Origin of the sequence: Pseudomonas sp. KK4 (assembly GCF_001984065.1) — a bacterium.
GTDB lineage: Bacteria > Pseudomonadota > Gammaproteobacteria > Pseudomonadales > Pseudomonadaceae > Aquipseudomonas.
Window position 1 is genome coordinate 1 of sequence record NZ_LYVP01000037.1, and the last position, 23781, is coordinate 23781.

20 protein-coding genes and 2 pseudogenes are annotated in these 23781 nt (G+C 62.1%); 14 read left to right on the top strand and 8 right to left on the bottom strand.

The features are described from left to right. The 3 genes from B0W55_RS30810 to B0W55_RS14555 form a co-directional block, all read left to right on the top strand. Positions 1-278 (top strand): hypothetical protein (locus tag B0W55_RS30810; protein WP_175645511.1); only part of this gene is annotated, 278 nt, incomplete at its 5' end. A 171-nt stretch (positions 279-449) separates the two neighbouring features. Further along, positions 450-1355 carry a hypothetical protein gene (locus B0W55_RS14550; protein WP_077046675.1) on the top strand — a complete coding sequence of 302 codons (906 nt, stop codon included), beginning with the start codon at positions 450-452 and terminating at the stop codon, positions 1353-1355. Positions 1356-1484: 129 nt separating this feature from the next. Next, positions 1485-2543, top strand: coding sequence for a GGDEF domain-containing protein (locus B0W55_RS14555; RefSeq protein WP_256576298.1), 1059 nt, complete (start codon positions 1485-1487; stop codon positions 2541-2543). Between the two features lie 123 nt (positions 2544-2666). On the opposite strand, the gene B0W55_RS14560 is transcribed toward B0W55_RS14555, so the two are convergent. Both B0W55_RS14560 and B0W55_RS14565 read right to left on the bottom strand, forming a co-directional pair. Further along, positions 2667-4232, bottom strand: a complete 1566-nt coding sequence (locus tag B0W55_RS14560; RefSeq protein WP_077046677.1) for an aldehyde dehydrogenase (NADP(+)) — start codon at positions 4230-4232, stop codon at positions 2667-2669. A gap of 7 nt (positions 4233-4239) precedes the next feature. Next, positions 4240-4863 (bottom strand): isochorismatase family cysteine hydrolase, encoded by a 624-nt coding sequence (locus B0W55_RS14565; RefSeq protein WP_077046678.1) that lies wholly within the window; start codon positions 4861-4863, stop codon positions 4240-4242. 99 nt (positions 4864-4962) lie between these two features. Between B0W55_RS14565 and B0W55_RS14570 the strand changes: the two genes are divergently transcribed. The 4 genes and pseudogenes from B0W55_RS14570 to B0W55_RS31580 all read left to right on the top strand — a co-directional run. Next, the gene (locus tag B0W55_RS14570) at positions 4963-5466 is read left to right on the top strand and encodes a helix-turn-helix domain-containing protein (RefSeq protein ID WP_077046679.1); all 504 of its coding nucleotides are present in this window, start codon (positions 4963-4965) and stop codon (positions 5464-5466) included. A gap of 222 nt (positions 5467-5688) precedes the next feature. Next, complete coding sequence (locus B0W55_RS14575; protein ID WP_077046680.1) at positions 5689-6027, top strand: hypothetical protein; 339 nt, start codon at positions 5689-5691, stop codon at positions 6025-6027. 514 nt (positions 6028-6541) lie between these two features. Beyond that, positions 6542-7435: pseudogene (locus tag B0W55_RS31575) on the top strand (cache domain-containing protein); the annotation flags it as partial. 324 nt (positions 7436-7759) lie between these two features. After that, positions 7760-8296 (top strand): annotated as a pseudogene (locus B0W55_RS31580) (methyl-accepting chemotaxis protein); the annotation flags it as partial. A 136-nt stretch (positions 8297-8432) separates the two neighbouring features. Here the strand turns inward: B0W55_RS31580 and B0W55_RS14585 are convergent. Next, entirely contained in the window at positions 8433-9422 is a 990-nt protein-coding gene (locus tag B0W55_RS14585) for a LacI family DNA-binding transcriptional regulator (RefSeq protein ID WP_077046682.1), read from the bottom strand. A gap of 173 nt (positions 9423-9595) precedes the next feature. Here B0W55_RS14585 and B0W55_RS14590 point away from each other — a divergent pair, with 173 nt between their 5' ends. Genes B0W55_RS14590 through B0W55_RS14600 form a run of 3 tightly spaced genes read left to right on the top strand, consistent with a single transcriptional unit; the run spans position 9596 to position 13135 of the window. Continuing rightward, positions 9596-10762, top strand: coding sequence for a Gfo/Idh/MocA family protein (locus B0W55_RS14590; RefSeq protein ID WP_077046683.1), 1167 nt, complete (start codon positions 9596-9598; stop codon positions 10760-10762). Further along, on the top strand, positions 10759-11853 hold the full coding sequence (locus B0W55_RS14595) for a sugar phosphate isomerase/epimerase (protein ID WP_077046684.1): 1095 nt from the start codon (positions 10759-10761) through the stop codon (positions 11851-11853). The genes B0W55_RS14590 and B0W55_RS14595 overlap by 4 nt, the downstream gene beginning before the upstream one ends. A gap of 46 nt (positions 11854-11899) precedes the next feature. Further along, positions 11900-13135, top strand: coding sequence for a nucleoside permease (locus B0W55_RS14600; RefSeq protein ID WP_077046685.1), 1236 nt, complete (start codon positions 11900-11902; stop codon positions 13133-13135). A 63-nt stretch (positions 13136-13198) separates the two neighbouring features. On the opposite strand, the gene B0W55_RS14605 is transcribed toward B0W55_RS14600, so the two are convergent. Further along, on the bottom strand, positions 13199-13750 hold the full coding sequence (locus B0W55_RS14605) for a TetR/AcrR family transcriptional regulator (protein ID WP_077046686.1): 552 nt from the start codon (positions 13748-13750) through the stop codon (positions 13199-13201). A 109-nt stretch (positions 13751-13859) separates the two neighbouring features. Between B0W55_RS14605 and B0W55_RS14610 the strand changes: the two genes are divergently transcribed. The 4 genes from B0W55_RS14610 to B0W55_RS14625 all read left to right on the top strand — a co-directional run bounded on the left by B0W55_RS14610 (position 13860) and on the right by B0W55_RS14625 (position 20123). After that, positions 13860-14138, top strand: coding sequence for a LysR family transcriptional regulator (locus tag B0W55_RS14610; RefSeq protein ID WP_077046687.1), 279 nt, complete (start codon positions 13860-13862; stop codon positions 14136-14138). A 142-nt stretch (positions 14139-14280) separates the two neighbouring features. After that, complete coding sequence (mexE, locus tag B0W55_RS14615; protein ID WP_077046688.1) at positions 14281-15525, top strand: multidrug efflux RND transporter periplasmic adaptor subunit MexE; 1245 nt, start codon at positions 14281-14283, stop codon at positions 15523-15525. A 12-nt stretch (positions 15526-15537) separates the two neighbouring features. Then, a complete protein-coding gene (locus tag B0W55_RS14620) occupies positions 15538-18711 on the top strand; it encodes an efflux RND transporter permease subunit (protein WP_077046689.1) in 3174 nt (1057 codons plus the stop codon). Next, positions 18708-20123, top strand: coding sequence for an efflux transporter outer membrane subunit (locus B0W55_RS14625; RefSeq protein WP_077046690.1), 1416 nt, complete (start codon positions 18708-18710; stop codon positions 20121-20123). The genes B0W55_RS14620 and B0W55_RS14625 overlap by 4 nt, the downstream gene beginning before the upstream one ends. 132 nt (positions 20124-20255) lie before the next feature. Here B0W55_RS14625 and B0W55_RS14630 read toward each other — a convergent pair whose 3' ends face one another. The 4 genes from B0W55_RS14630 to B0W55_RS14645 all read right to left on the bottom strand — a co-directional run bounded on the left by B0W55_RS14630 (position 20256) and on the right by B0W55_RS14645 (position 23671). After that, complete coding sequence (locus B0W55_RS14630) at positions 20256-21251, bottom strand: MBL fold metallo-hydrolase (RefSeq protein WP_083743191.1); 996 nt, start codon at positions 21249-21251, stop codon at positions 20256-20258. Positions 21252-21288: 37 nt separating this feature from the next. Beyond that, the gene (locus tag B0W55_RS14635; RefSeq protein ID WP_256576299.1) at positions 21289-21897 is read right to left on the bottom strand and encodes a LysR substrate-binding domain-containing protein; all 609 of its coding nucleotides are present in this window, start codon (positions 21895-21897) and stop codon (positions 21289-21291) included. Between the two features lie 63 nt (positions 21898-21960). After that, positions 21961-23058: a type VI secretion system protein TssA gene (tssA, locus tag B0W55_RS14640; RefSeq protein ID WP_077046691.1), complete on the bottom strand. Its 1098-nt coding sequence runs from the start codon at positions 23056-23058 to the stop codon at positions 21961-21963. A 94-nt stretch (positions 23059-23152) separates the two neighbouring features. Next, positions 23153-23671 carry a type VI secretion system tube protein Hcp gene (locus B0W55_RS14645; RefSeq protein ID WP_059404755.1) on the bottom strand — a complete coding sequence of 173 codons (519 nt, stop codon included), beginning with the start codon at positions 23669-23671 and terminating at the stop codon, positions 23153-23155. Positions 23672-23781 lie beyond the last annotated feature (110 nt).

The following is a 23781-nucleotide window of genomic DNA, read 5'->3' on the forward strand; positions in this document are numbered from 1 at the left end:
GGTATCAGGGGGAGATCGAGCAGGGGGGCGGGCGTTCAGGCCGCATGGCGATCCGAATCTTTGCCGCGGCCGTGGACATCGCTTTTGCGCCGGGAAGCGTCGGGGCGCTGAAGGCGCAATGCCCGGTCAGCCATTTTGGCTTTGTGAATCAGTCGGCACAGGAACGCGGCGAGAGCAACGGCCACCAGCAGCCAGCAAATCAGGACATTCAGGAGCATTGCGTTTCCTCTCGCTCAAACCGTTTTGATGAATGCCGGGGGCGTCCGGCATCAAGTTGATATCATTGTGCCATGCTGATAGTGGCAATGCAGATTCCGATTACTGACTAAAAATAACAGGATGTTGAAGCAATGAACCACTGATCCGTTGTTTTTTGCCGCCGCTGGCCCTTTGCACGGCGATGGGCATGCTTCTAGAGTCGCACAGGTACCTTCAACGGACGTCAGATCATGTACAGCGCGCTGCAAACGCCGATTGACCCGCGGCGGTTTCACGATCGGATCTACGCCGGCGACATACTGCACATCACGCAATCGTCGGCCATGCAGGCGTTGGTGAACGTCACCCGTGAGTTGCTCGAAGAAGCCCTGCACCCCTGGTCACCTCCCGAGATCCACCAGTATTTGGACCACCGCGAGCAGACCCTGCGCTTTGCCCAGTGCCAGAACGCTTTCGCCGGTTCAGCGGACATCCGCCAACGCTGGCTGGCCGTGGTGGAGAGTGTGGGGATGGCGGCCGATGCACTGGCCTGCGATCGCCTGCACCTGCGTTTTCAGCCGCACCGTGAGCCGCAGCAGGTCGTGCCACGGGCCCGGACCACCGCCACCATTGCGTTTCATCGCGATACCTGGGGTTCGAATCTGTATGCGCAGACCAACTGGTGGGCGCCGATTTACCCCATCACCCCAGGCCGGACCTTCGCGTTGTATCCGCATTTGTGGCAGCGGCCGCTGAGCAATTCGAGCGCCGATTTCGACATGCACGCCATCCTGCAGCGTTCGCACCGCGACGGCCGCAACGCGGTGGATGCCGATGAGGCCATCCCGCACCTGCTTGAAATGATCGATCCGCAACAGGGCGTTGCCGTCGATATCGCACCGGGGAGCCTGATCGCGTTTTCCGGCGCCCATGCCCATGCCGGTGTCGGTAATTGCACCGGGCTGACGCGGATCTCCTTCGAAACCCGCTCGGTGCTGATCGACGATGTGCAGACGGGCAGGGGTGCAGCCAATATCGACGGACATGCGCCGTGGATGACGCCGGGGCTGTTTCGCCGCATGAGCGATGCCAGGCGGCTGAACGAGATTCTGGGCTGTGGGTTTATCGAGCCTTATACGCCCTCGAACATTCGCTGAAGCACCGCCGCTCCCACGGGGATCTGCGGCGATCAACAATTCAAATCAAGCCGGGATAGCCGTTTGTCGGGCGTATCGGTATGCTCAACGCACTGTTGAACGCCAATGATAAACAACCACAGTGAATCCATGAGCCAATCAGACACGCGTGCGAATGTTCTAGCGCTTTATCCGGAAGACTCCCGCGAGGCGGCGGCGCTGCTCAAGCAAGCCGTACCCCTGATGGTTCGCCACAATATCCCGCCCAACCCCGTGCATTACGCGCTGTGGTACACCTACAGCAAAGGCCAGGAGCCAGAGCTCAATCGTCATCTGGACCGGGTGGTGCGGGACTTCGACGGATGCCCGCCGGAGTCTGCGACCCGGTTGTTTCGCGAGTTCATCATTCGTGACGAGCTCCAGGATGCCCGCGCCGAGCAGCAGCAGGTCATCAGCCTGGTCGATGGCATGGAGCGCGATGTTTCACGCAGTGTGAAGGGCAGCGTGGATTTTCAACACCGCCTCGGGCAGTGCCTGGAGGTGCTTGAGGAGCCGACCAGCGATCGGTTGCCAGGCATCCTCAGCGAGCTGCAACAGAGCACGCGGCTGATGCAGAGTCAGCAGGAACACTTCCTTTCCCAACTGCAATCGGCGCAAAGCGAAATCAAGACCCTGCGCGACAAACTCGAACGTGCCCAGCAAGCGGCGACGCTCGATGGCCTGACCGAGCTGCTCAACCGCACCGCGTTCACCCGTCTGCTGGAGAAGGCACTGGCGAAAAACACCGGGCAGGTCGCGCTGGTGATGCTGGACATCGATCACTTCAAGCAATTCAACGATCAGTACGGTCATCCGCTGGGCGACCGGGTGCTGCAGCATGTCGGCATGGTGTTGCGCGGGGCGCTGACGGCGAATGCCTTTGCCGGGCGCTACGGCGGCGAGGAATTTTGTGTGGTGCTCGAAGACTGCGCGGGCCTGGACAGCGCCTGTGCCTATGCCGAGCAACTGCGGCTGAAGGTGCAGTCGCTGCGGATCAAGGCGCGGGGCACCGACACGGTGCTGGACACCATCACCGCCTCCTTCGGGGTGGCCTTCGTGCAACCGGGCGACAATTTGGAAAGCCTGGTGACCCGGGCCGATGACGGCTTGTACCAGGCCAAGCGCAATGGGCGCAATCAGGTGTTTGCCCTGCACAATGGCGTGAACTGACGCCAACCCACTGTAGGAGCGAGCTTGCTCGCGATGAACCTGAGAACGCCGCGGGGTGTCAGGTTTGCGGCGTTATCGTTAACGACCATCGCGAGCAAGCTCGCTCCTACAGGAAAGCAGCGGTTACTGGCCGTCTACGCTGCGCGGCAATCCGAGTGGATTGAGTTCGCGCAACGCTTCAGGCAGCAATCCATCCGGAAAACCCTGATAGGTGATCGGCCGCAAAAAGCGCTCGATCGAGGTCATGCCCACGGAGGTGAAGCGGCTGTCCGACGAGGCCGGGAACGGTCCGCCATGGATGGTCGCGAACGACACCTCCTGGGGGTGGGCAAAGGCGTTGACCACGATCCGTCCGGTACGCCGCTCCAGGATCGGCAACAGACGCCGGGCCAGATCCATGTCTCCCTCTTCAAGATGCAAGGTGGCGCTGAGTTGACCGCGAAACGCCCGGGCGACGGCGAACATCTGCGCCTCATCCTTGACCTTCACCAGCAGTGCCGCCGGCCCGAACACCTCATCGGCCAGGGCAGGCTCGCTGAGAAAACGCTCACCGTCCACTTCCAGCAACGCTGATCGACCATCAAGATCGACATGGGCCACGGCGCCCACGGCGACAAGGTTTGCGCCCGCTCCTTGCAGGTGGTCCAGGCCACGCACGTAAGCCCCGTGAATGCCCGGCGTCAGCATCGGCCGCGCCGGCGCATCGGTCACACGCTTGACCATGGCTGCACGCAAGGCCGCGAACCCCTCACCTTCGAGCGCAATCAGAATCGCCGGTTTCAGGCAGGCCTGGCCGACGTTGACCAGCATGCGCTCGACGAACCCGTCACCGATCTGCGCGCCGCGGGCCGCCAGCGCCTGGGGCAGGATGAAGGTGGGGTTGACGCTGGTCATTTCGGTGAACACCGGTATTGGATCGGGGCGCAGTTGCGCGCGGCGATACAGGGCCATGCCACCCTGTTCCGAGCCGGTGAAGGTCACGGCCTTGATCAGCGGATGGTCGACCAGCGCTTCGCCGATGGCATTGCCGGCACCGCGCACCATCGAAAACACACCCGCCGGCAAGCCGCTGTCCTGCACGGCCTTGCGAATGGCCCGGGCCTGGATTTCCGAAGAGCCAGGGTGCGCGTTATGAGCCTTGACGATCACAGTTGCGCCAGACGCCAGGGCCGAAGCCACATCGCCGCCGGCCACGGAATAGCTGATGGGGAAGTTGCTGGCGCCGAATACCGCCACCGGGCCGATGGCGATTTTCTGCAGACGGTGATCCATGCGCGCACGCGGCTGACGATCGGGCTGCGCCGGATCGATGGCCAGGTGCAGGAATCGGCCTTTGCGCACCACGTCGGCAAATTGGCGGAACTGGGTCGCGGCGCGAACCACTTCACCCTCGAACTGGGCTGGGGGCAAGCCGGTTTCCAGGGCGGTACGGGCTGCCAGCTCCTGGCTCACGGCCACGAGGTTGGCGGCGATGCGCTCAAGGAATGCCGAGCGCTCGGCCAGCGAAGTGTGGCTATAGAGGTCGAAGGCCTCGTCGGCCAGGTTCGCGGCCAGGTCGACGTCGGCCACGCCACCGAGGGCGAAGTCCGGCTCGATGTACTGGTTGGTGGCGGGGTTGAGGGCTTTGAGGGTGCCTTCGGAGGCAAGGATTTCCTTGTCGCCGATCAGCAGGTTTCCGGTCAGGTTCATGGCTTGATCACTGCTTCAGGGTGGCGATGAGTTGCTCGGTCGTCACGATCGAATGGGCGTAGGTGGGGCCGTTCAGTTCATGGGCCGAATGCATCATTTCCGGCTTGAAGGCGGCGGTGGCATCGCGCACCAGGGTCACGTGATAGCCCAGTTCCTGCGCATAGCGGGCAGTGGCCTCGATGCAGGTGTTGGCCAGCAGGCCGACGATGATCACGTGGGTGATGCCTTGTTGCTTGAGGCGAAAATCCAGGTCGGTGTTGGCGAAGCCGCTCGAACCCCAGTGTTCCGACGCAATGATGTCGCCTTCCTTAGGCGCGAAATCGGGATGCCATTCGCCGCCCCATTCGCCACGGGCAAAATGATGCATGTGCTGGATCTTGCACTGGGAAGGGCTTGGGTGGTCCCAGTTTTCGTAATCGCCTTGTTCCCAGCGACGGTGCGGTACGATGACCACTTGAATGCCCCGCGCGCGCACCGCGCGATCCAGTGCACGCAGGTTGTCGAGCAGGCCCACTTGTTCGGCGATCGGCTTGATCAAGGGGAAGACCCTGCCGCCTTCGGACAGGAAATCGTTATAGGGATCGACCAGCAGGTAGGCGGTGCGATCGAGCGGGTAGGCAGCGTTGGACATGACGAATTCTCCGAAAAGGATGGCTGACCTGTGCCATGGGCTTGCCCTGGCGCGGTGTAGATATGATAATCATAGTTACTGTGAAAGAGGCAAGCCTGCATGGCCGTAAAAAATTCTAGTCCTGAAACCCTGTGCCCGATTGCACGGGCCGAGGACATCGTCGGTGACCGATGGACGGTCTTGGTGTTACGCGAGTTGTTCATGCGCAACCATCGTTACGACGAGATCCAGGCGCAGACCGGCGGCACGCCGCAGATGGTCGCTTCGCGCCTCAAAAGCCTGGAGGCGGACGGCATGGTCGAGCGCCGCGCCTACAGCGAACGGCCACCGCGCTACGAGTACCACCTGACGGCCAAGGGCGAGGCGTTCTACACGGTGGTGCTTGCGTTGCGGGCCTGGGGGGAAACCTGGTGCAAATCGGCGCAGGAGGGGGTGGCGGTGCACTACGTTCACCGCACCTGTGGCCATGGGGCCGGACTCGGGCCGCTGTGCGAGCATTGCGGTGAGTTGTTGCGCCGGGAAGACCTGATCAGCGAGCCTTCAGAGGCCTATGTCCAAGAGCGATCGGCGCGGCGCGAAGCGTTCAAAGGCAAATCGACCTGATCCTCTGTAGGAGCGAGCTTGCTCGCGATGGACGTCAACGATGACGCGCCCTGCCTGAATGAACGTGGTGCCTTTGAGACCATCGCGAGCAAGCTCGCTCCTACAGAAAGGCCTCCAACTATTCCTTCGAATAATAGTTACCATCAGCCATCGCAAGTTCTGTTGTCTGCCGCAAACAGGGAAAATCGCGCCCATCTGAAAGCTTCTCCAGGAATCGGCGCGATGAATACCTATACCCGGCTGGCCATTGCCGCCTCCCTGCTGCTGTCGGGCTGTGCCTCCACGCCCAACGACCCGACGCTGACCCTGCAAACGAAAAAGGCCCCGGCAGACTACGCCCAATGCGTATTGCCGAAACTGCAGGAAGATTCGTTGCAAACGACGGTCTCGGAAACCCAGCGCAGTTACCGCATCGTGGTGTCCAGCAAAGTCGCTGCCAACGAAGTGCTCGAGGCCCACAAGGCTTCCAATGGCGGCAAGGTGTTCCTGTACGAACGGACGTTGCTGGCCTCGACCTTCGGCCCGTCGCGACTCGAACGCGCCGCTCAGGAATGCCTCTGATTTCCTCTCACCCTGCAGCAGCTGTCGAGCCCGTGCGAGGCTGCGTCCGGCTGTGAAAAACCCGCTGCCTCGCCTGGGCTCGACAGCTGTTCCAGGCGCTCGTCTGCCTTGTTTCCCTCTGCCTTTGATCCGGCAACCATCCTTTGATATGGGTTGCCCAAAAGGCGCATCGCTCGATATAGTGGCCCAATAATATCAATTATAAATCACTTGCCAGCAGGGCGGCTGCACTCACATTTTTGCGCGGGCTGTGCTGGCTGACATAGTGCTCACTTCGAGAATGTTCATGCCCAATCGCTCGCTGCATTTCAAGCTGTTCTGGACCGCTCTGACGGGAACCGTGGTCGTCATGGCGCTGCTGCTGGGCTCCATCGCTTACATTGCCTATGGCTCGTCGGTCAAAGAAACCTTTGCCCTGGTCGACAGCATCGTCAAGGCCAACGCCAAGGAAGTGGAAGTCGAGCTCGGCGCCGGTTTTACCGTCGCCGAATCCCTGACCAGCGTCGCCATGGCCATGCAGCAACAGCAGGTCGACCGCAAGACTGCCGACGCCCTGACGCGGCAACTGGTCGAGGCCAACCCGAAGATCATCGGCCTGGGTCAGTACTGGGAGCCGAACGCGTTCGATGGCAAGGACAGCGAGTTCGTCAATCAACCCAATCATGACGCCACCGGCCGCTACCTGACCTATTGGAACCGGGCCAGCGGCGTGGTGAAGTCCGAAGCGTTGAGCGGCTACACCCCGGAAAACGCCGACAACCAGTACTACTACCGGCCGCTGCACACGCGCCAGCCGTGGGCGTCCGAGCCGTATGCCTACGCGGTCGGCAGCGGGCAGAAGGTGATGCTGGTGTCGATCATGGTGCCGCTGTTGCAGGGTGGCAAAGCCCTGGGTGTGGCGGGGGTGGATATTCCGCTGGAAAGCATCAACCGCCAGCTCGCGACCATCGACGCCTACAAGGGTTATGGAGCGCTGGTGTCCAGCGACGGCCTGTACGCCAGCCACCCCGATGCCAAGCGCCTGAGCCAGCCGGCCGATGAGCTGCCGGCCGCCGCCAAGGACGCGATCAAGGCGGGCCAAGCCTACAGTTTCGAACGCGACGGTTGGGGCTATGTGTTGCAACCGGTGCACATCGGCAAGTCACCGAACACCTGGTCGTTGATGGTGGCCTACCCGCTGGCCGAAGCCATGGTCGGCATCAATCACTTCCTCTACACCGCGGTGGTGATCGGCCTGGTGGCCTTGTTGGCGCTGGCCATTGTGCTGTGGCATTTGCTGGCGTGGCAGATTCGCCCGCTGTCGGGGCTGACCGTGGGCATCCAGGCCTGGGGTGGCGAACTGGGCCTGCGTTTCGAACAACGCAGCGGCGATGAAACCGGCAAGCTGGCCGGGGCGTTCAACCAGTTCATCCAGCGTCTGGGCGACCTGGTGGGCTCGATTCGCCACAGCAGCAGCACGCTGATGCAGATCTCCAATCATTTGGGCGATACCACCCAGGCCGTGGCCGAGCGCGCGACCTCGCAGCACACCGCCACCGAGGAAATGGCCAGCGGCGTGACCGCGCTGGCGCATTCGGTGACCGAGATGTCCCAGCAAGCCGAAGACGTGGAGCAACTGGCGCGCAACACCGAGGTGCTGACCACCCATATCTCCAGCGACATGAGCCAGACCCTGGTCGGCATTACCCATATCGACCAGACCATGGACGTGGTGGCGGGCGCAGTGGGGGATCTGGAAAAACGTTCGCAGCAGATCGCCGGGATCATCGCGGTGATTCGCAGCATCGCCGACCAGACCAACCTGCTGGCGCTCAACGCGGCGATCGAAGCGGCGCGGGCAGGGGAGCAGGGCCGTGGGTTTGCCGTGGTGGCCGATGAAGTGCGGCAACTGGCCGAACGCACCAGTCGCTCCACCGGGGAAATCGGCGACATGATCGGCGCCATCGGTTCCGATGTGCGCAACACCGTGGCCAACGTCCAGCAGGTCGGTGAAGCGGTGCGCCAGGGCGTGGTGCAACTGACCACCTCGGCCCAGGGCGTGGACCAGATCCGCCAGCATGCCCAGGACATCCTGACGCGCATCAGCGAAGTGGCCCGCCAGACCCAAAGCCAGGCGGCGACCGGTGAGCAACTGTCGGTGGCGATTCAGGGCGTCAGCCGCATCTCCGAACAGAATGACCAGGCGATCCGCAGCCTGCTCGAGCAATCGGTGCAACTGCGTGATCAGGCCGGGTCGTTGAGCCAGCAGCTGACGCAGTTCAGGGATTGATGGTTCGGGGTGCCTGACACACCGCTTTCGCGAGCAAGCCCGCTCCCACAGGTTTTCGGTTGATCACATTATCTGTGAACAACATAAAACCCTGTGGGAGCGGGCTTGCTCGCGAAGGCGATAGATCAGGCAACCGCTATTTCCCCTGCCTCACCACCGCCGTACTCCCTCGCAACGTCAACTCAAACGGCAACACCACATGCCGCTCCACCAGCGGTTTTTTCTCGATCAACGCAATCAGCATCTCAACCGCCTGCTGGCCGAAAACCTCAGCCGGTTGCGCGATGGTGGTCAGTGGCGGGTCGCAATAGGCGGCGAAGGGGATGTCATCGAACCCTACCAGGGAAAGGTCCTCGGGCACCCGTAAACCCTCTTGCTTGATGCGCTTCAACGCGCCGATGGCCATTTCGTCGTTTTCGCAGAACAGCGCAGTAGGGCGTTCGGGCAGGGCCAGCATCGCGGCGGCGCCGTCGTGGCCGGCTTGCAGGCTGAAGTCGCCGTGGCAGATCAGCGCCGGGTCGCAGTCGATTCCCGCTTGCTGCAGGGCATCCTGATAACCGGCCACGCGATCGCGGGTCAGGGGGCTGCTTTTCGGTCCTTTGATCAGGCCGATGCGCCGGTGGCCGAGCTCGATCAGATGCTCGGTCATGGCCTTGGCGGCTGCGCGATTGTCGAGGCTGATGGTCGGGTGCCGACCGCCCTGAATCACCTCACAGGCATTGACCATCGGTGCCGGCTCGGTAAACGGATCAAAGGCCCGCAACTGGATCACGCCATCGGCCTGGTGGTTGTGCACCAGTTCGGCAAACTCCCGTTCAATCTCTTCGCGGCCCTGGGTGTCGCACAACAGCAGCCGATAGTTCGCCGCCTGGGCCGCTTGCTGTGCGCCGCTGATCACCCTGGCAAAAAAAGTGTTGGCGATGGCCGGCACCAGAATCACCAGGTTGCCGGTGCGCTGCGAACGAAACTGCACCGCCATCAGGTTCGGTCGGTAACCGGCCTGTTCCACGGCGGCGTTGACCTTGTCCCGGGTCTCGGGGAGCACGCGCTCGGGCGACTTCAGCGTCCTCGACACCGTGGCCACGGAAACCCCGGCCAGCCTTGCTACTTCACGGATATTGGACAAGACCACCTCATTATCGAACCCCTCGGCCGGCGAGCTTACCGCAGGTTGGCCGTCGCCTGAAATCTTCGGTACCTGCAATTGCGGGTTTGACAGCGCCGGCAACTGCGCCTAAATTTTCGCGACGATGTAACCGGTTACATCGCCACTTTTCCCAGCAACAGTGAGCCAATGTGATGAACGCTGCGGTGCCAAAGATAAGAATGGGTTTCGTCGGGGGCGGCGAGGGGGCCTTCATCGCCAAGGCCCACCGTCAGGCCGCCGGGCTCGATGGTCGCTTCGAACTGGTGTGCGGCGCCTTCAGTCGCGACCCGCTGAACAATCAGCAGACCGGCGCAGCGCTGGGCTTGCCGGCCTCGCGCTGCTACAACGACTGGCGCCAGATGCTGGAAGCCGAACGTGCGTTGCCCGCCGAACAACGCCTGGAACTGCTGGTGATCGTCACCCCCAACCATCTGCATGCGCCGGTGGCGAGCGAGGCGCTGAGCGCGGGCTTCCATGTGTTCAGCGAGAAACCGGCCGCGCTCAACCTGGCCCAATTGCTCGACCTCAAGCAAGTGGTCGAACGCAGCAACCGCCTCTACGGCCTGGCCCATACCTATCTGGGCTACCCGATGGTCTGGCAGGCGCGGGACATGGTGCGCAGCGGCGTGATCGGCGCGGTGCGCAAGGTCATCGTCGAATACCCCCAGGGCTGGCTCAGCCAGGATGTGGCGGGGCAGGGCAACAAACAGGCGGCCTGGCGGGACCTGCCGGAGCAGTCCGGAATCGGCGGGTGCATCGGCGACATCGGCACCCATGCCTTTTCCCTCGCCGAGTTTGTCGCCGACCAGTCGATCAATCGGTTGTGCGCAATGTTGAGCGTGCACATCGACGGCCGGCAACTGGACGATGACGCCTCGATGCTGTTCAAGATGGCCGGTGGCGCCAGCGGTGTGCTGATCGCCAGCCAGGTCTGCGCCGGTGAAGAAAACCCGCTGAAAATCCGTGTCTACGGCGACAAGGGCGGGCTGGAATGGCGCCAGGAAGAGCCCGCCAGCCTGATCCATCGCGCCCTCGATCAACCCCTGCGCATCCTGCGTTCCGGCCTCGGCCAGCCCTGGTTGTGCGACGCCGCCAGCCAGCGCATGCGCCTGCCCGCCGGTCATCCCGAGGGCTACCTCGAAGCCATGGCCAACCTGTACGGCGATTTTGCCAACGCCATCCGTGGCCATGTCGCGGGGCACGATGCCCCCGGCGTACCCGGCATCGACGTCGGGCTGCGCGGCATGGCATTCATCGAAACCGCCATCGCCAACCATCGCGGCGACGCCAAGTGGACCGAACTGGTGTGCCACCCATGACCCTGGAGAGCTCCGTGACCCCTCAAACCTCATCCGGCCTGCGCGGCCCGGGGATTTTCCTCGCGCAATTCATGTCCGCCGACGCGCCGTTCGACACCCTGGCCAACATCGCCCGCTGGGCTGCTTCCCAAGGTTACAAAGCCATCCAGTTGCCGACCCTGGGCACGCAGTTCATTGACCTGGCAAAAGCGGCTGAAAGCCAAAGCTACTGCGACGAATTGATCGCGGTGTGCGCCGAAGCCGGCGTGCAGATCAGCGAACTGTCGACCCATCTGCAAGGGCAACTGGTGGCGGTGCATCCGGCGTTCGACGCGCTGTTTGACGATTTCGCACCGGCCCATCTGCGCGGTCAGCCCCAAGCGCGCACCGCATGGGCCATCGAGCAATTGAAGCTGGCGGCCCGCGCCAGTCAGCGCTTGGGCCTCAAGGCCCATGCGACCTTCTCCGGCGCCTTGCTCTGGCCCTACATGTACCCCTGGCCGCAACGCCCCAGCGGCCTGGTCGAGCAGGGTTTTGCCGAACTGGCCAAGCGCTGGTTGCCGATTCTCGATTGCTTCGAGGAGGCCGGCGTCGACCTCTGCTATGAAATTCACCCCGGCGAAGACCTGCACGACGGCGCCTCGTTCGAGCGCTTTCTGGAGGCGGTCGATCACCATCCACGCGCGGCGATTCTCTATGACCCCAGCCACCTGTTGCTGCAGCAGATGGACTACCTGGGCTTCATCGATCGCTACCACTCACGCATCCGCATGTTCCACGTCAAGGACGCCGAATTCCGCCCCGATGCCCGCTCCGGTGTGTACGGCGGTTATCAGGGCTGGGTCGAGCGGCCGGGGCGCTTTCGGTCCCTGGGCGATGGTCAGATCGATTTCAAATCGATCTTCAGCAAACTCACCCAATACCACTTCAACGGTTGGGCGGTGCTGGAGTGGGAATGCTGCTTGAAGGATTCGGAGCAGGGCGCGGCCGAAGGGGCGGCGTTCATCGAGCGACACATGATCACCAGGACCCGCAAGGCCTTCGACGATTTCGCCGGGGTGACGTCCGATGCGGCCTTCAATCGACGCCTGCTGGGGCTGCCCGACGCCTGACCCCGATTTCACGCAATAAAAAAACAACAATAAGACGGTGACTGTTATGACGATGATGACCGCGCGATTGAGCGCAATGATGTTCCTGCAATTCTTTATCTGGGGTGGCTGGTTCGTCACCCTCGGCACCTTTCTGGCCAGTAACCTGGGGGCCAGTGGCGGACAGATCGGCATGGCGTTTTCGACCCAGTCCTGGGGGGCGATCATTGCGCCGTTCGTGATTGGCCTGATCGCCGACCGGTTCTTCAATGCCGAGCGCATTCTCGCGGTGCTGCACCTGGTGGGCGCGGTGTTGCTGTTTCAGCTGTATCGGGCGCCAGATTTCGGCACGTTCTATCCGTACGTGCTGGCCTACATGCTGATCTACATGCCGACCCTGGCCCTGGTCAATTCCGTGGCCTTCCGCCAGATGAGCGACCCGGCGCTGGAGTTTTCCCGGATCCGCGTCTGGGGCACCGTGGGGTGGATCGTCGCCGGCCTGGTGATCAGCTTCGTGTTCGCCTGGGATTCACAGGCCATGATTGCCACCGGTGGCTTGCGCAATACGTTCCTGATGTCCGCTGCCGCCTCGCTGCTGCTGGGTCTGTACAGCTTCACCCTGCCGCGCACCGCGCCACTGAAAGCCGAGTCCGGCAACGGCGGCCTCAAGCAGATGCTCGGCCTGGACGCCTTGGGCCTGCTCAAGGATCGCAGCTACCTTGTGTTCTTCATCGCCTCGATCCTGATCTGCATCCCCCTGGCGTTTTACTACCAGAACGCCAACCCGTTCCTGGCGGAAATCGGCGTGACCAACCCCACGGCGAAAATGGCCATCGGCCAGGTTTCGGAGGTGCTGTTCATGCTGCTGTTGCCGCTGTTCATCCAGCGCTTCGGGATCAAGATTGCGTTGCTCGTGGGTATGCTGGCGTGGGCGCTGCGCTACCTGTTGTTCGCCTATGGCAACAACGGTGATCTGGCCTTCATGCTGTTCACCGGCATTGCCCTGCACGGCATCTGCTATGACTTCTTCTTCGTGTCCGGGCAGATCTATACCGACGCCAAGGCCTCGGAACGCTTCCGCAGTTCCGCCCAGGGCCTCATCACCCTGGCGACCTACGGCCTGGGCATGCTGATCGGTTTCTGGGTGGCGGGGCAGGTGACCGATCACTTCGCCGCAACGCCTGGTGGCCATGACTGGAAGCACATCTGGCTGTTCCCGGCCGGGTTCGCCCTGGCGATCTTTTTCTGCTTCTGCCTGGCGTTCAAGGGGCGGGAGGCGGTGGCCGTACAAACCACGGTTTGATGGCAGACGACACACCTGTGGTGAGGGGAAAGGTCCCCTCACCACAGGTGTGAGTTTCGTTATTCAGTCCTGCCAGGCATTGATCACCGATGTCAAAAACTGCTTCGACAACTCCGGCTTGTCCAACGCTCGGGCAATCAGCATCGCGCCGGCAATCGAGGCAATCACTTGTTGCGCCTGCTGCAGTTTTTCCTCCTCGGTTTCACCCTCTACCAAGGGCATCAGTATCTCGGTCAACCGCTCGACACCCTGGGTAAACGACTGGCTCACGCTCCCACCGTTACGCGCAACGTCCGCCGCCAGCGCCGGGATCGGGCAGCCTTCGGTCCAGTTGTTCAGGTGCTTCTGGGTCAGGTAACCCTTCACCAGTTCGGGAATCGATTTGGCGTTCTGCCAGTCCCGGATATTGGTCTCGAACGTGCGCGTCACCGCCTCCGACGCCAGCTGTTCCTTGCCGCCCGGAAACTGTCCGTAAAACCCGCCGTGGGTCAGCCCCACCGAACGTGACAGCTCGCCGATGCCGATGCCGTCGATGCCTTTCTCCCGGTACAGCCGGGACGCGGCGCTGAGGATCGCTTCTTTGTTCGCCGCTGCCTTGTCTTTCGTGACTTTCATGAGCTGCTCCTGTGGTCAGGTGCGCTTGCCGAGTGCAAGTCGTCGCCGAGAGGCTTGTAATGATTATGGTCGTAATATATCGTCGGCGCAAATACCAGGTGGACACATTATGAAACGTCATGATCTGCGCACTATCGACCTGAATCTACTGGTGGTATTCGAAACCCTGATGCAGGAGGGCAACGTCACTCGGGCCGCGTTGAGACTGTCGATGGGCCAACCGGCGGTCAGCGGTGCGCTGCGGCGCCTGCGGGCCTTGTTCAACGACCCGCTGTTCGAGCGCATGGGAAGGCAGATGCAACCCACGCCCCGAGCCCGGGAACTGGCGCAGACCCTCGGGCCGGCCCTGGATTCGGTGTGCAGCGCCCTCGCCAAGACCCAGGCTTGAGCCTCGTCGTGGTGTTTTTTTGTCCTTATACATGACGTTCATCATTAATAGTAATAGCCAAGTTCACCGCGTTCGATTCGTCGCCGCCTCGCGCGAGGCCGAGACTCCACAACATTCCCAAACCGTCTGGCGGACACAACCCATGGATCAGTCACTCAAAGCTTTTCGTTACCCGATCGCCGCACTGGCGCTCACGCTGCTCACCGCTTGCGATCGTGCGACCGTCGCCGCCAGCGCACCGGGGGCGCCCCATGTCACCGTGGCCAAGGTGATCGAGCAGCCGATCACCGAATGGGATGAAGTCACCGCCCGACTGCAAGCACCGGAAACCGTCGAGGTGCGGCCACGGGTGTCGGGGCAGATCGAACGAGTGGCGTTCACCGACGGCGCGTTGGTGAAGAAGGGCGACCTGCTGTTCCAGATCGATCCACGGCCGTTCGAGCACGAAGTGCATCGTTACGAAGCCCAACTGCAACAGGCCCGGGCCACGCAGAACCGCACCGCCAATGAAGCGCAGCGCGGTCAGCGCCTGTTGACCACCAACGCGATCTCCGCCGAACTGGCCGACACCCGCACCACCACCGCGCAGGAGGCCAAGGCCGGGGTCGATGCGATCCAGGCCCAGCTCGATCTGGCGCGCCTGAACCTGAGTTTCACCCGCGTCACTGCGCCGATCACCGGCCGCGTCAGTCGCGCCGAAATCACCGCCGGCAACATCGTCACCGCCGACACCACCGCGCTGACCAGCGTGGTCTCCACCGACAAGGTCTACGCCTACTTCGATGCCGACGAGCGCCTGTTCCTCAAGTACAGCCAGCTCTCGCGCCAGGGCCAGCGTGGCCAGACCACGCCGGTGTACATGGGCCTGTCGAACGAGGAGGGCAACACCCACCAGGGGCAGATGAACTTCGTCGACAACCAGGTCAACCCCAAGACCGGCACCATCCGCGGTCGCGCCGTGTTCGATAACGCTGACGGCCAGTACACCCCGGGTTTGTACGCGCGCCTGAAACTGGTGGGCAGCGCCGCCTATGCCGGCCTGCTGATCAAGGACGAAGCGGTGGGGACCGACCTGGGCAAGAAGTTCGTGCTGGTGATCGATCATGACAACAAGGCCGTGTACCGCAGCGTCGAGCTGGGGCCCAAGCTTGAGGGTCTGCGCATCGTGCGCAGCGGCCTGCAGAAGGAAGACCGCATCGTCATCAACGGTCTGCAGCGGGTGCGCCCCGGCGCCGTGGTTGCGCCGCAGGGCGCACCGATGGCCGATCCGGAAACCGTCGCCACCCTGGCTCGTCAACGGCAGGCGATCGAAGCCGCCAACCAGCCTGCAACCGTCAAGTCACCGGCCCTGGTGAAGACGGATGCTGCGCTCAGCCCTCGCGGATAAGGGAACACCGACATGAAATTCTCTCAGTTCTTTATCACGCGACCGATCTTCGCGGCGGTGCTGTCGCTGCTGATCCTGATCGCCGGCCTGATCTCGCTGTTCCAGTTGCCGATCAGCGAATACCCCGAAGTGGTGCCGCCGACCGTGGTGGTGCACGCCAACTACCCGGGGGCCAACCCCAAGGTCATCGGCGAAACCGTGGCCGCGCCGCTGGAGCAAGCGATCACCGGCGTCGAGAACATGCTGTACATGTCCTCGCAGTCCACCGCCGATGGGCGCTTGACCCTCACCGTGACCTTCGCCCTGGGCACCGACCTGGATAACGCCCAGGTCCAGGTGCAGAACCGCGTGACCCGCACCGAACCGAAGCTTCCAGAAGAAGTGACGCGCATCGGCATCACCGTCGACAAGGCCTCGCCGGAACTGACCCTGCTGGTGCACCTGGTCTCGCCGGACAAACGCTACGACATGCTCTACCTGTCCAACTACGCGATCCTCAACGTCAAGGATGAGCTGGCGCGGCTGGACGGTATCGGTGACGTGAAGATGTTCGGCATCGGCGACTACTCGCTGCGGATCTGGCTCGACCCGGACAAGACCGCCTCGCGCAACCTGACGGCCACCGATGTGGTGACTGCGGTGCGTGAACAGAACCGACAGGTCGCCGCCGGGCAACTGGGTTCGCCGCCGGCGCCCAATGCCACCAGCTTCCAGATGTCGATCAACTCCCAGGGCCGCCTGGTCACCGAGGAAGAGTTCGAGAACGTGATCATCCGCAGTGGCCCGAACGGCGAAATCACTCGCCTGAGGGACATTGCCCGGGTCGAGCTGGGTTCCAATCAGTACGCCCTGCGCGCCTTGCTCAACAATCAGGAAGCGGTGGCGATGCCGATCTTCCAGCGCCCCGGTTCCAATGCCATCGACATCTCCGACCAGGTGCGGGCGAAGATGGCCGAGCTGAAGAAGAATTTCCCGGAAGGCATGGACTACGAGATCGTCTACGACCCGACCATCTTCGTGCGTAGCTCCATTGAGGCGGTGGTGCACACGCTGTTCGAAGCACTGATCCTGGTGGTGCTGGTGGTGATCCTGTTCCTGCAAACCTGGCGGGCCTCGATCATTCCCCTGGTGGCAGTACCGGTGTCACTGATCGGTACCTTTGCCGTGATGCATTTGCTCGGGTTCTCGCTCAACGCGTTGTCGCTGTTCGGTCTGGTACTGGCGATCGGCATCGTGGTCGACGATGCGATCGTGGTGGTGGAGAACGTCGAGCGCAACATCGAGTCCGGCCTGGAACCGGCCGAGGCGACCAAGAAAGCCATGAGTGAAGTGACCGGGCCGATCATCGCTACGGCGCTGGTGCTGTGCGCAGTGTTCGTACCGGCAGCCTTTATCTCCGGCCTGACCGGGCAGTTCTACAAGCAGTTCGCGCTGACCATCGCCATCTCCACGGTGATCTCGGCGTTCAACTCCCTGACCCTCTCGCCAGCGTTGGCGGCGGTATTGCTCAAGGCCCATGGCGCACCGAAAGACCGCTTCTCCAAAGTGCTGGACCGTGTGCTCGGTGGCTGGCTGTTCAAACCGTTCAACCGGCTTTTCGAAAAGGCCAGCAACGGCTACGTGATTGGCGTGGGCAAGATCATCCGTGGCAGCAGCGTCGCCCTGTTGATCTATGCCGGCCTGATCGCCTTGACCTACATGGGCTTCAGCACCACCCCGACCGGTTTCGTGCCGACCCAGGACAAAAAGTACCTGGTGACCTTCGCTCAATTGCCGGATGCCGCCAGCCTGGATCGCACCGAGTCGGTGATCCGGCGCATGAGCACCATCGCCATGGCAGAGCCGGGTTTCGACAGTGCCGTGGCATTCCCCGGGTTGTCGATCAACGGCTTCACCAACAGCCCGAACGCCGGCATCGCCTTCATCGGCCTGCGCCCGTTCGATGAGCGCAAGGACCCGAGCCTGTCCGCCGGGGCGATTTCCGCCTCGCTCAACGGCAAGTTCGGCGGCATTCAGGACGCCTACATCGCCGTGTTCCCGCCACCTCCGGTACAGGGTCTTGGCACCATCGGCGGTTTCCGTCTGCAGATCGAAGACCGGGGCAACCTGGGCTATGACGAACTGTACAAAGAGACCATGAACATCATCGCCAAGAGCCGCACCACGCCGGAACTGGCCAACCTGTTCACCAGCTACACGGTCAACGTGCCGCAAGTCGAAGCCGCCATCGACCGGGAAAAGGCCAAGACTCACGGGGTGAAGATCAACGATATTTTCGACACCCTGCAGGTGTACCTGGGCTCGCTGTACGCCAACGACTTCAACCGCTTTGGCCGCACGTATCAGGTCAACGTCCAGGCCGAGCAACAGTTCCGTCAGGAGCCCGAGCAGATCGGTCAGTTGAAGGTGCGCAACGATCGCGGCGAGATGATTCCGCTGGCCACGTTTGTCAAGGTCAGCCCGACTTCGGGACCGGACCGGGTCTCGCACTACAACGGCTTCCTCACTGCGGAAATCAACGGCAGTGCCGCCCCCGGCTACAGCTCCGGCCAGGCCCAGGCTGCTATCGAGAAACTGTTGAAGGAAGAATTGCCCAACGGCATGACCTACGAGTGGACCGATCTGACCTACCAGCAAATCCTGTCGGGCAACACCGCGCTGCTGGTGTTCCCGCTCTGCGTACTGTTGGCGTTCCTGGTGCTGGCGGCGTTGTATGAAAGTTGGAGCCTGCCGCTGGCGGTGATCCTGATCGTGCCCATGACCCTGCTGTCGGCGATTGCCGGGGTGATCATTTCCAAAGGCGACAACAACATCTTCACCCAGATCGGCCTGATCGTACTGGTGGGCCTGGCGTGCAAGAACGCGATCCTGATCGTCGAGTTCGCCAAGGACAAACAGGACCAGGGCCTGTCACCGCTGGCGGCGGTACTGGAAGCATGCCGCATGCGTCTGCGGCCGATCCTGATGACTTCGTTCGCCTTCATCATGGGCGTGATCCCGCTGGTGACCTCCAGCGGCGCCGGTTCCGAAATGCGTCGGGCCATGGGCGTGGCGGTGTTCTCCGGCATGCTCGGGGTGACTTTCTTTGGCCTGTTGCTGACACCGGTGTTCTTCGTCCTGATTCGCCGCTACATCGAACGCAAGAAAGCCCGCAAACCCGTCCACGCCCTGGAGGTGCAACCATGAGTGCCCTGAAGCTTTTCGTACCCAGCCTTCTGGTGGCAGCACTGGCCGCCTGTACCGTCGGGCCGGACTACAAGACCCCTGATACGCCGCCGGCCACCAGCGTCTACGCGAAAGCGGCAAGCTACGATCAAACCCGCTTTGAAACGGTGTGGTGGCAGCAATTCGACGACCCGACCCTCAACCAATTGGTGAGCAAATCCCTGGAGGGCAACCGCGATCTGCGGGTGGCCTTCGCTCGCTGGAAAGCGGCCCGGGCGATTCGCGACGACATCAGCAACGACAACCTGCCGGTGGTCACCAGCCGGGTCAGCAGCCTGCAAGGTCGCTCCCAGGTGCCCGGCCAGACCGAGAGCCGGGTCAATACCGAGCGGTACGACCTGGGCCTGGACATGGCCTGGGAAGTTGACCTGTTCGGGCGCATTCAGCGTGCGTTGGAGTCGAGCGATGCCCGTGAAGACGCCGCCGCGGCGGACCTGTATCAACTGCGGGTGACCATGATCGCCGAACTGGTGGATGCCTACGGGCAACTGCGCGGCGCACAACTGCGGGAAAAAATCGCCCTGGCCAACTTGAAGAACCAGAACGATTCCCGCGCCGTGACGGTCAGCCTGCGCGATGCCGGCGTCGGCAACGAACTCGACGTGATGCGTGCCGACGCCCGGCTGGCCGCGGTCGAGGCCAGCGTGCCGCAACTGCAGGCCGAACAGGTGCGGCAGAAAAACCGCATCGCCACTTTGCTCGGCGAGCGGCCGGAACAATTGAGCGTGTCACTGAGCCCGAAGGATCTGCCAGCGATCGCCAAGGCACTGCCCATCGGTGACCCTGCCGATCTGCTGCGCCGTCGTCCGGACGTGCTGGCGGCAGAACGGCGTCTGGCGTCCGCCACCGCCGATGTCGGCGTGGCCACCGCCGACCTGTTCCCCCGGGTCAGCCTCAGCGGCTTCCTCGGCTTCACCGCCGGGCGCGGTTCGCAAATCGGCTCCAGCGCCGCCCGAGCCTGGAGCCTGGGCCCGAGCATCACCTGGGCCGCCTTCGACCTGGGCAGTGTCCGCGCCCGCATTCGCGGTGCCAATGCCGACGCCGAAGGCGCACTGGCCACCTACGAACAGCAGGTACTGCTGGCGCTGGAAGAGTCGGAAAACGCGTTCAGCGATTACAGCAAACGCCAACAGCGCCTGCTGTCGCTGATCAAGCAAAGTGAGTCGAGCAGGGCAGCGGCGGATCTGGCGGGCATCCAGTATCGGGAAGGCTCGGTGGATTATCTGGTACTGCTCGATGCCGAGCGCGAACGGCTTAACGCCGAAGACGCTCAGGCCCAGGGCGAAACCGACCAGTACCGCAGCATCGTTGCAATCTACAAAGCCTTGGGAGGAGGGTGGGACGCAGGGGCCAACAAGGTGGCCGCCCGGTAACGCTTTTACTGTAGGCGCGAGCTTGCTCGCGATGGACGCCAACGATGACGCGGGTTGGCTGAATGAACGCGGCGAGTTCACGTCCATCGCGAGCAAGCTCGCTCCTACAGTAATTGAGTTGGCCGCGATGGGTCACTTCACCCCGGCATACACCAGCTTCACGAAGAAGTCCGGCTTGATTACAAAGTGCCCCCATTTCGCATCAAAAGCCGCCGTAGGTTTCGCAGCAATAACCTCATCCAGCGATTTCCCCTGTTGCTTGAGCTTGGCCACGTTATCGCGCACCCCCACCAACATGTCGCGGAACTCGATGACCTGGGCCCGCGTACCCGCCGGACGACCATGCCCAGGAATCACTAGGGTGTGATCGGTGGTGTGGTCAATAGCCTCGTTGGCCCAATGAATTGCCGCATTGATACTGCCGCCGTCCTGGTTGTCGATGAACGGATACCCGGCATTCCAGAACGTATCGCCCATCGCCAGCACATCGGCTTTTTCAAAATAGACCCACAGGTCGCCGTCACTGTGGCCGGGGCCGAAGTTCTCGACCCTGATCTTGCTGCCGTCGAAGTCGAAGGTCTTTGCATCGTTCACCAGCACCGTAGGCCGCGCGACCGCCGGCACAGGCTGGAAAGTCCAGTTCCAGTCATCGACGTGGGTGGTTTGCGACAGATGCTTCAACGTATTGACCTGCGCCACGAGGGTCGCTCCATCGGCGTGCATCCAGGCATTGCCATCGGTGTGGTCCCAGTGCCAGTGGGTGTTGACCACGTATTTGACCGGCGCCGGGCTGATCGCCGCGAGTGCCGCCTTGACCTTGTCCCGGGATTTGCCAATGCCCGCATCCACCAGGAACTTCCCGTCCTTGCCCGTCAACACCACGATGTTGCCGCCTGAGCCCTCAAGCACGCTGATGTTGTCGCGAAGCGTGTGGGTAATGATGCCGGTGTCGGCGCGCAGCAAATAATGGTGACCGGCGCCGGTGTGGAAGTAGTCGTCTTGAATAGCTTGGGTGTCGGCGGCGAGGGTTGTGCCAGTGGCGAACAGTGAGACAGTGGCCAGGGTCGCGATCTGAAAAAAATCGGCAGCACGCGGACCAGCGTGCTTGCGCTTTTCATCGGGTTTCATTGCGTTTCTCGTTTGCAGGGAGGGGGCGCCTCAGACCCTACCCGGCCAGGTGTGAGGGAAGAAGTGCAATTTCCATCATATGAAAATGCATGGGGTGCACCGCGGTGGGGAAACCCGGCAGGAGCAAGGCTTGTTCGCGATGACGGCCAGCCAGTCGGCAAGATGTCTCCGCACTGCCGGCAACGCCTGCGGGCCGCACGCTGATCCACTGGCAATCGACCAGGTCGGCCACTGAGCGAGCATTCGCCAAGGGATGGCCCTTGCGCGCGATGATGCTGGCTGTCGAGCTGTACAGCCGTTCGATGTGCAGGTCGGTATCGCAGACGTTGGGTCCCAGGGGGCACATGACGAAATCGAGTCGACCGGCGCGGATCATCTCGATCAGCATCTTGGTCTTGCCCCCGGCGACGTGTAGCTGCACGTTGGGAAACCGGCGGATAAAGCTGCTGAACACCGGCATCAAACAGGCCGCCAGCGATTTGGCTGCGACGCCCAACGCGATCTGCCTTTCGGACATTTCATCCCACTGGCGCACATCCTGTACGGCGCGGTCGCAATCGAGAATGATCGAGCGTGCCCGGGTCAGGAAAAGCTTCCCGGCCAGGGTCAGGCTGACGCCCTGATTCGAGCGCAGCAGCAAGGTCACACCCAGTTCTCGCTCCAGACTCTGAATCAGAGCATCGTCAGGCGGCAGCGCGGAGGCGGCGTGTCAGGACTTGGTTTCCTTGGTTCCCAACACATCGCGGATGCTGTCCACCACATTGCTGTCTTTGATCACATCGTTCAGCCAACCCTCAAGCGGCATGTTGCCCCATTTGATCGCGCGTTCGATCAGATAGGGGACGGGGCTTTGGGGCTCGGTCTGTTTGAAAAACTGGGCGATGCCCGCCAGCAGGGTGAACGCTTCATCTCGGGTCTGCGGTGTGGTCCGAAGCGGTGTGCTTGAAAGACTGTGTTCAGGCTGGGTCATTGCGCAACCTGCAGGTTGTTCACCCATGCTTTCAGGGATGGCCGGAGTCGGTGCGGCAGGGGCTGGGGTCAGGTCGATGCCCCGATCCTTGAGCAGCTTTTCAGCCAGTTGTCCTGCGCGGAACAGAATGTCATTGAGCCCGGCAAAGCTCGGCGCTTCAGGGCCAAAGTGCCTGTCCGCGGTGCTCTGAAGCTGCTGGCAGGCTTTCAGGCATGCGGCTATTTCGCCGGCTTTCAGACGCAGATGATCCGAGTCGGTCAGCACCACCGAACGCTGGAAGATTTCCGCGTTGATCTTGCCTTCGTCGAGGGCGGCCCGCATCGCCTGAGGGTTTTGCAGCGCCAGGTTTTCGATGTGCCTGGATTCGTCATAGCGAAGCAGACCGTAATGTTGCCCTTGAGTGATCGGCAATGCGCCGACGATGTCCGCCAGTGAGGTTTTCATCCACGACAGGCGTGCGGCGCGTTCATCGACGCCGTCCTCCAGGGAGGGAAACAGATCCGCCCAGAAGGTGTGCAGAATGCGCTCGGCCAGCGTCAGGCCGAAGGTGATGCCAACAAAATGGTACTTGTGCGCCAGGCCTTCACTGAGCCAGGCGACCAGCATCAGGTCTTTGCTCTGTCGAGCCAGGCCTTGTGCCGCCAAGGTGATGGTCAGATCCCAATCGGAAGCCTTCAGATCGGTTTGCCAGTCACCCTGGGTAAGATAATCGGGGTCTGCTCGACGAGCTTCCTTCACCTGATCGAACAAGGTGGAAAAGCTCAAGTCTTCACCGCTCCCCTCATTGATGGGCGCCGTCAGTTCGGCCAGCGAAAGGTCGTTGAGAAATTCAGACATAGGCAACTCTGATCAAGATAAAAGAACACCGCGCCTGTTTGGCAGGCACGGTGCTGAATGCGGACCGCGTGCGCGGTCCGCTATCGCGAAGGGCTTAAGCGAACACTTTGTTCGCCGTGCGATCCCAACCACCGGTGACGTTGCCACCGCCCTGGCCATCGGCACGGCTTTGTTGGGTGTAGGTTGTCTTGATGCGCGCGAAGTTGAAGCTGATTTCTTCAATCGGCAGATCGCTGACCGCTTTATCTTCACCGCCCTGACTGCCGCCGGCGACCGCCTTGACCGAGGAGACCACGACTTCTTCCAGGTTGATGGTCAGGTAAGTGACCTTGTCACCGCCCGCCCGGTTGACGTTGAGCTGGATCTTGGCGATGTGCGTGCCTTTGCAGCAGGCTTCGAACAGCTTGGCAGAAGCCTTGTCCACGGCTTTGCGGATGCTGAAATCGCTCAACGACACACGCTCCGACGAAGCACCGCCCGAAGAGCTTGCAGTCGCGGAAGTCGCCTGAGTTGCGCCGTACTCGTAGCCCAGCACTTCGATCCAGTCCTTGTGCTTGTCGTCGAGCACTTCACCTGGAATGCCTTCGATCTGAATGTATGCGTCAAATGCCATTTCTAATTTCTCCTTACCTTCATTTAAAGGGCTGCAACGACCTGCGGACAGATCGCAACCCTTGGTTTTTAACCTCTTTGAAACGATCAAGAGAGGTGTCTTACCGGCCT

Coding starts and splice junctions, on each gene's coding strand:
- B0W55_RS14610 (WP_077046687.1), top strand. CDS start 13,860: ATGAAACGTCATGATCTGCGCACTATCGACCTGAATCTACTGGTGGTA.
- B0W55_RS14570 (WP_077046679.1), top strand. CDS start 4,963: ATGGCCGTAAAAAATTCTAGTCCTGAAACCCTGTGCCCGATTGCACGG.
- B0W55_RS14595 (WP_077046684.1), top strand. CDS start 10,759: ATGACCCTGGAGAGCTCCGTGACCCCTCAAACCTCATCCGGCCTGCGC.
- B0W55_RS14645 (WP_059404755.1), bottom strand. CDS start 23,671: ATGGCATTTGACGCATACATTCAGATCGAAGGCATTCCAGGTGAAGTG.
- B0W55_RS14605 (WP_077046686.1), bottom strand. CDS start 13,750: ATGAAAGTCACGAAAGACAAGGCAGCGGCGAACAAAGAAGCGATCCTC.
- mexE (WP_077046688.1), top strand. CDS start 14,281: ATGGATCAGTCACTCAAAGCTTTTCGTTACCCGATCGCCGCACTGGCG.
- B0W55_RS14590 (WP_077046683.1), top strand. CDS start 9,596: ATGAACGCTGCGGTGCCAAAGATAAGAATGGGTTTCGTCGGGGGCGGC.
- B0W55_RS14550 (WP_077046675.1), top strand. CDS start 450: ATGTACAGCGCGCTGCAAACGCCGATTGACCCGCGGCGGTTTCACGAT.
- B0W55_RS14575 (WP_077046680.1), top strand. CDS start 5,689: ATGAATACCTATACCCGGCTGGCCATTGCCGCCTCCCTGCTGCTGTCG.
- B0W55_RS14620 (WP_077046689.1), top strand. CDS start 15,538: ATGAAATTCTCTCAGTTCTTTATCACGCGACCGATCTTCGCGGCGGTG.
- B0W55_RS14555 (WP_256576298.1), top strand. CDS start 1,485: ATGAGCCAATCAGACACGCGTGCGAATGTTCTAGCGCTTTATCCGGAA.
- B0W55_RS14565 (WP_077046678.1), bottom strand. CDS start 4,863: ATGTCCAACGCTGCCTACCCGCTCGATCGCACCGCCTACCTGCTGGTC.
- B0W55_RS14630 (WP_083743191.1), bottom strand. CDS start 21,251: ATGAAACCCGATGAAAAGCGCAAGCACGCTGGTCCGCGTGCTGCCGAT.
- B0W55_RS14560 (WP_077046677.1), bottom strand. CDS start 4,232: ATGAACCTGACCGGAAACCTGCTGATCGGCGACAAGGAAATCCTTGCC.
- tssA (WP_077046691.1), bottom strand. CDS start 23,058: ATGTCTGAATTTCTCAACGACCTTTCGCTGGCCGAACTGACGGCGCCC.
- B0W55_RS14625 (WP_077046690.1), top strand. CDS start 18,708: ATGAGTGCCCTGAAGCTTTTCGTACCCAGCCTTCTGGTGGCAGCACTG.
- B0W55_RS14600 (WP_077046685.1), top strand. CDS start 11,900: ATGACGATGATGACCGCGCGATTGAGCGCAATGATGTTCCTGCAATTC.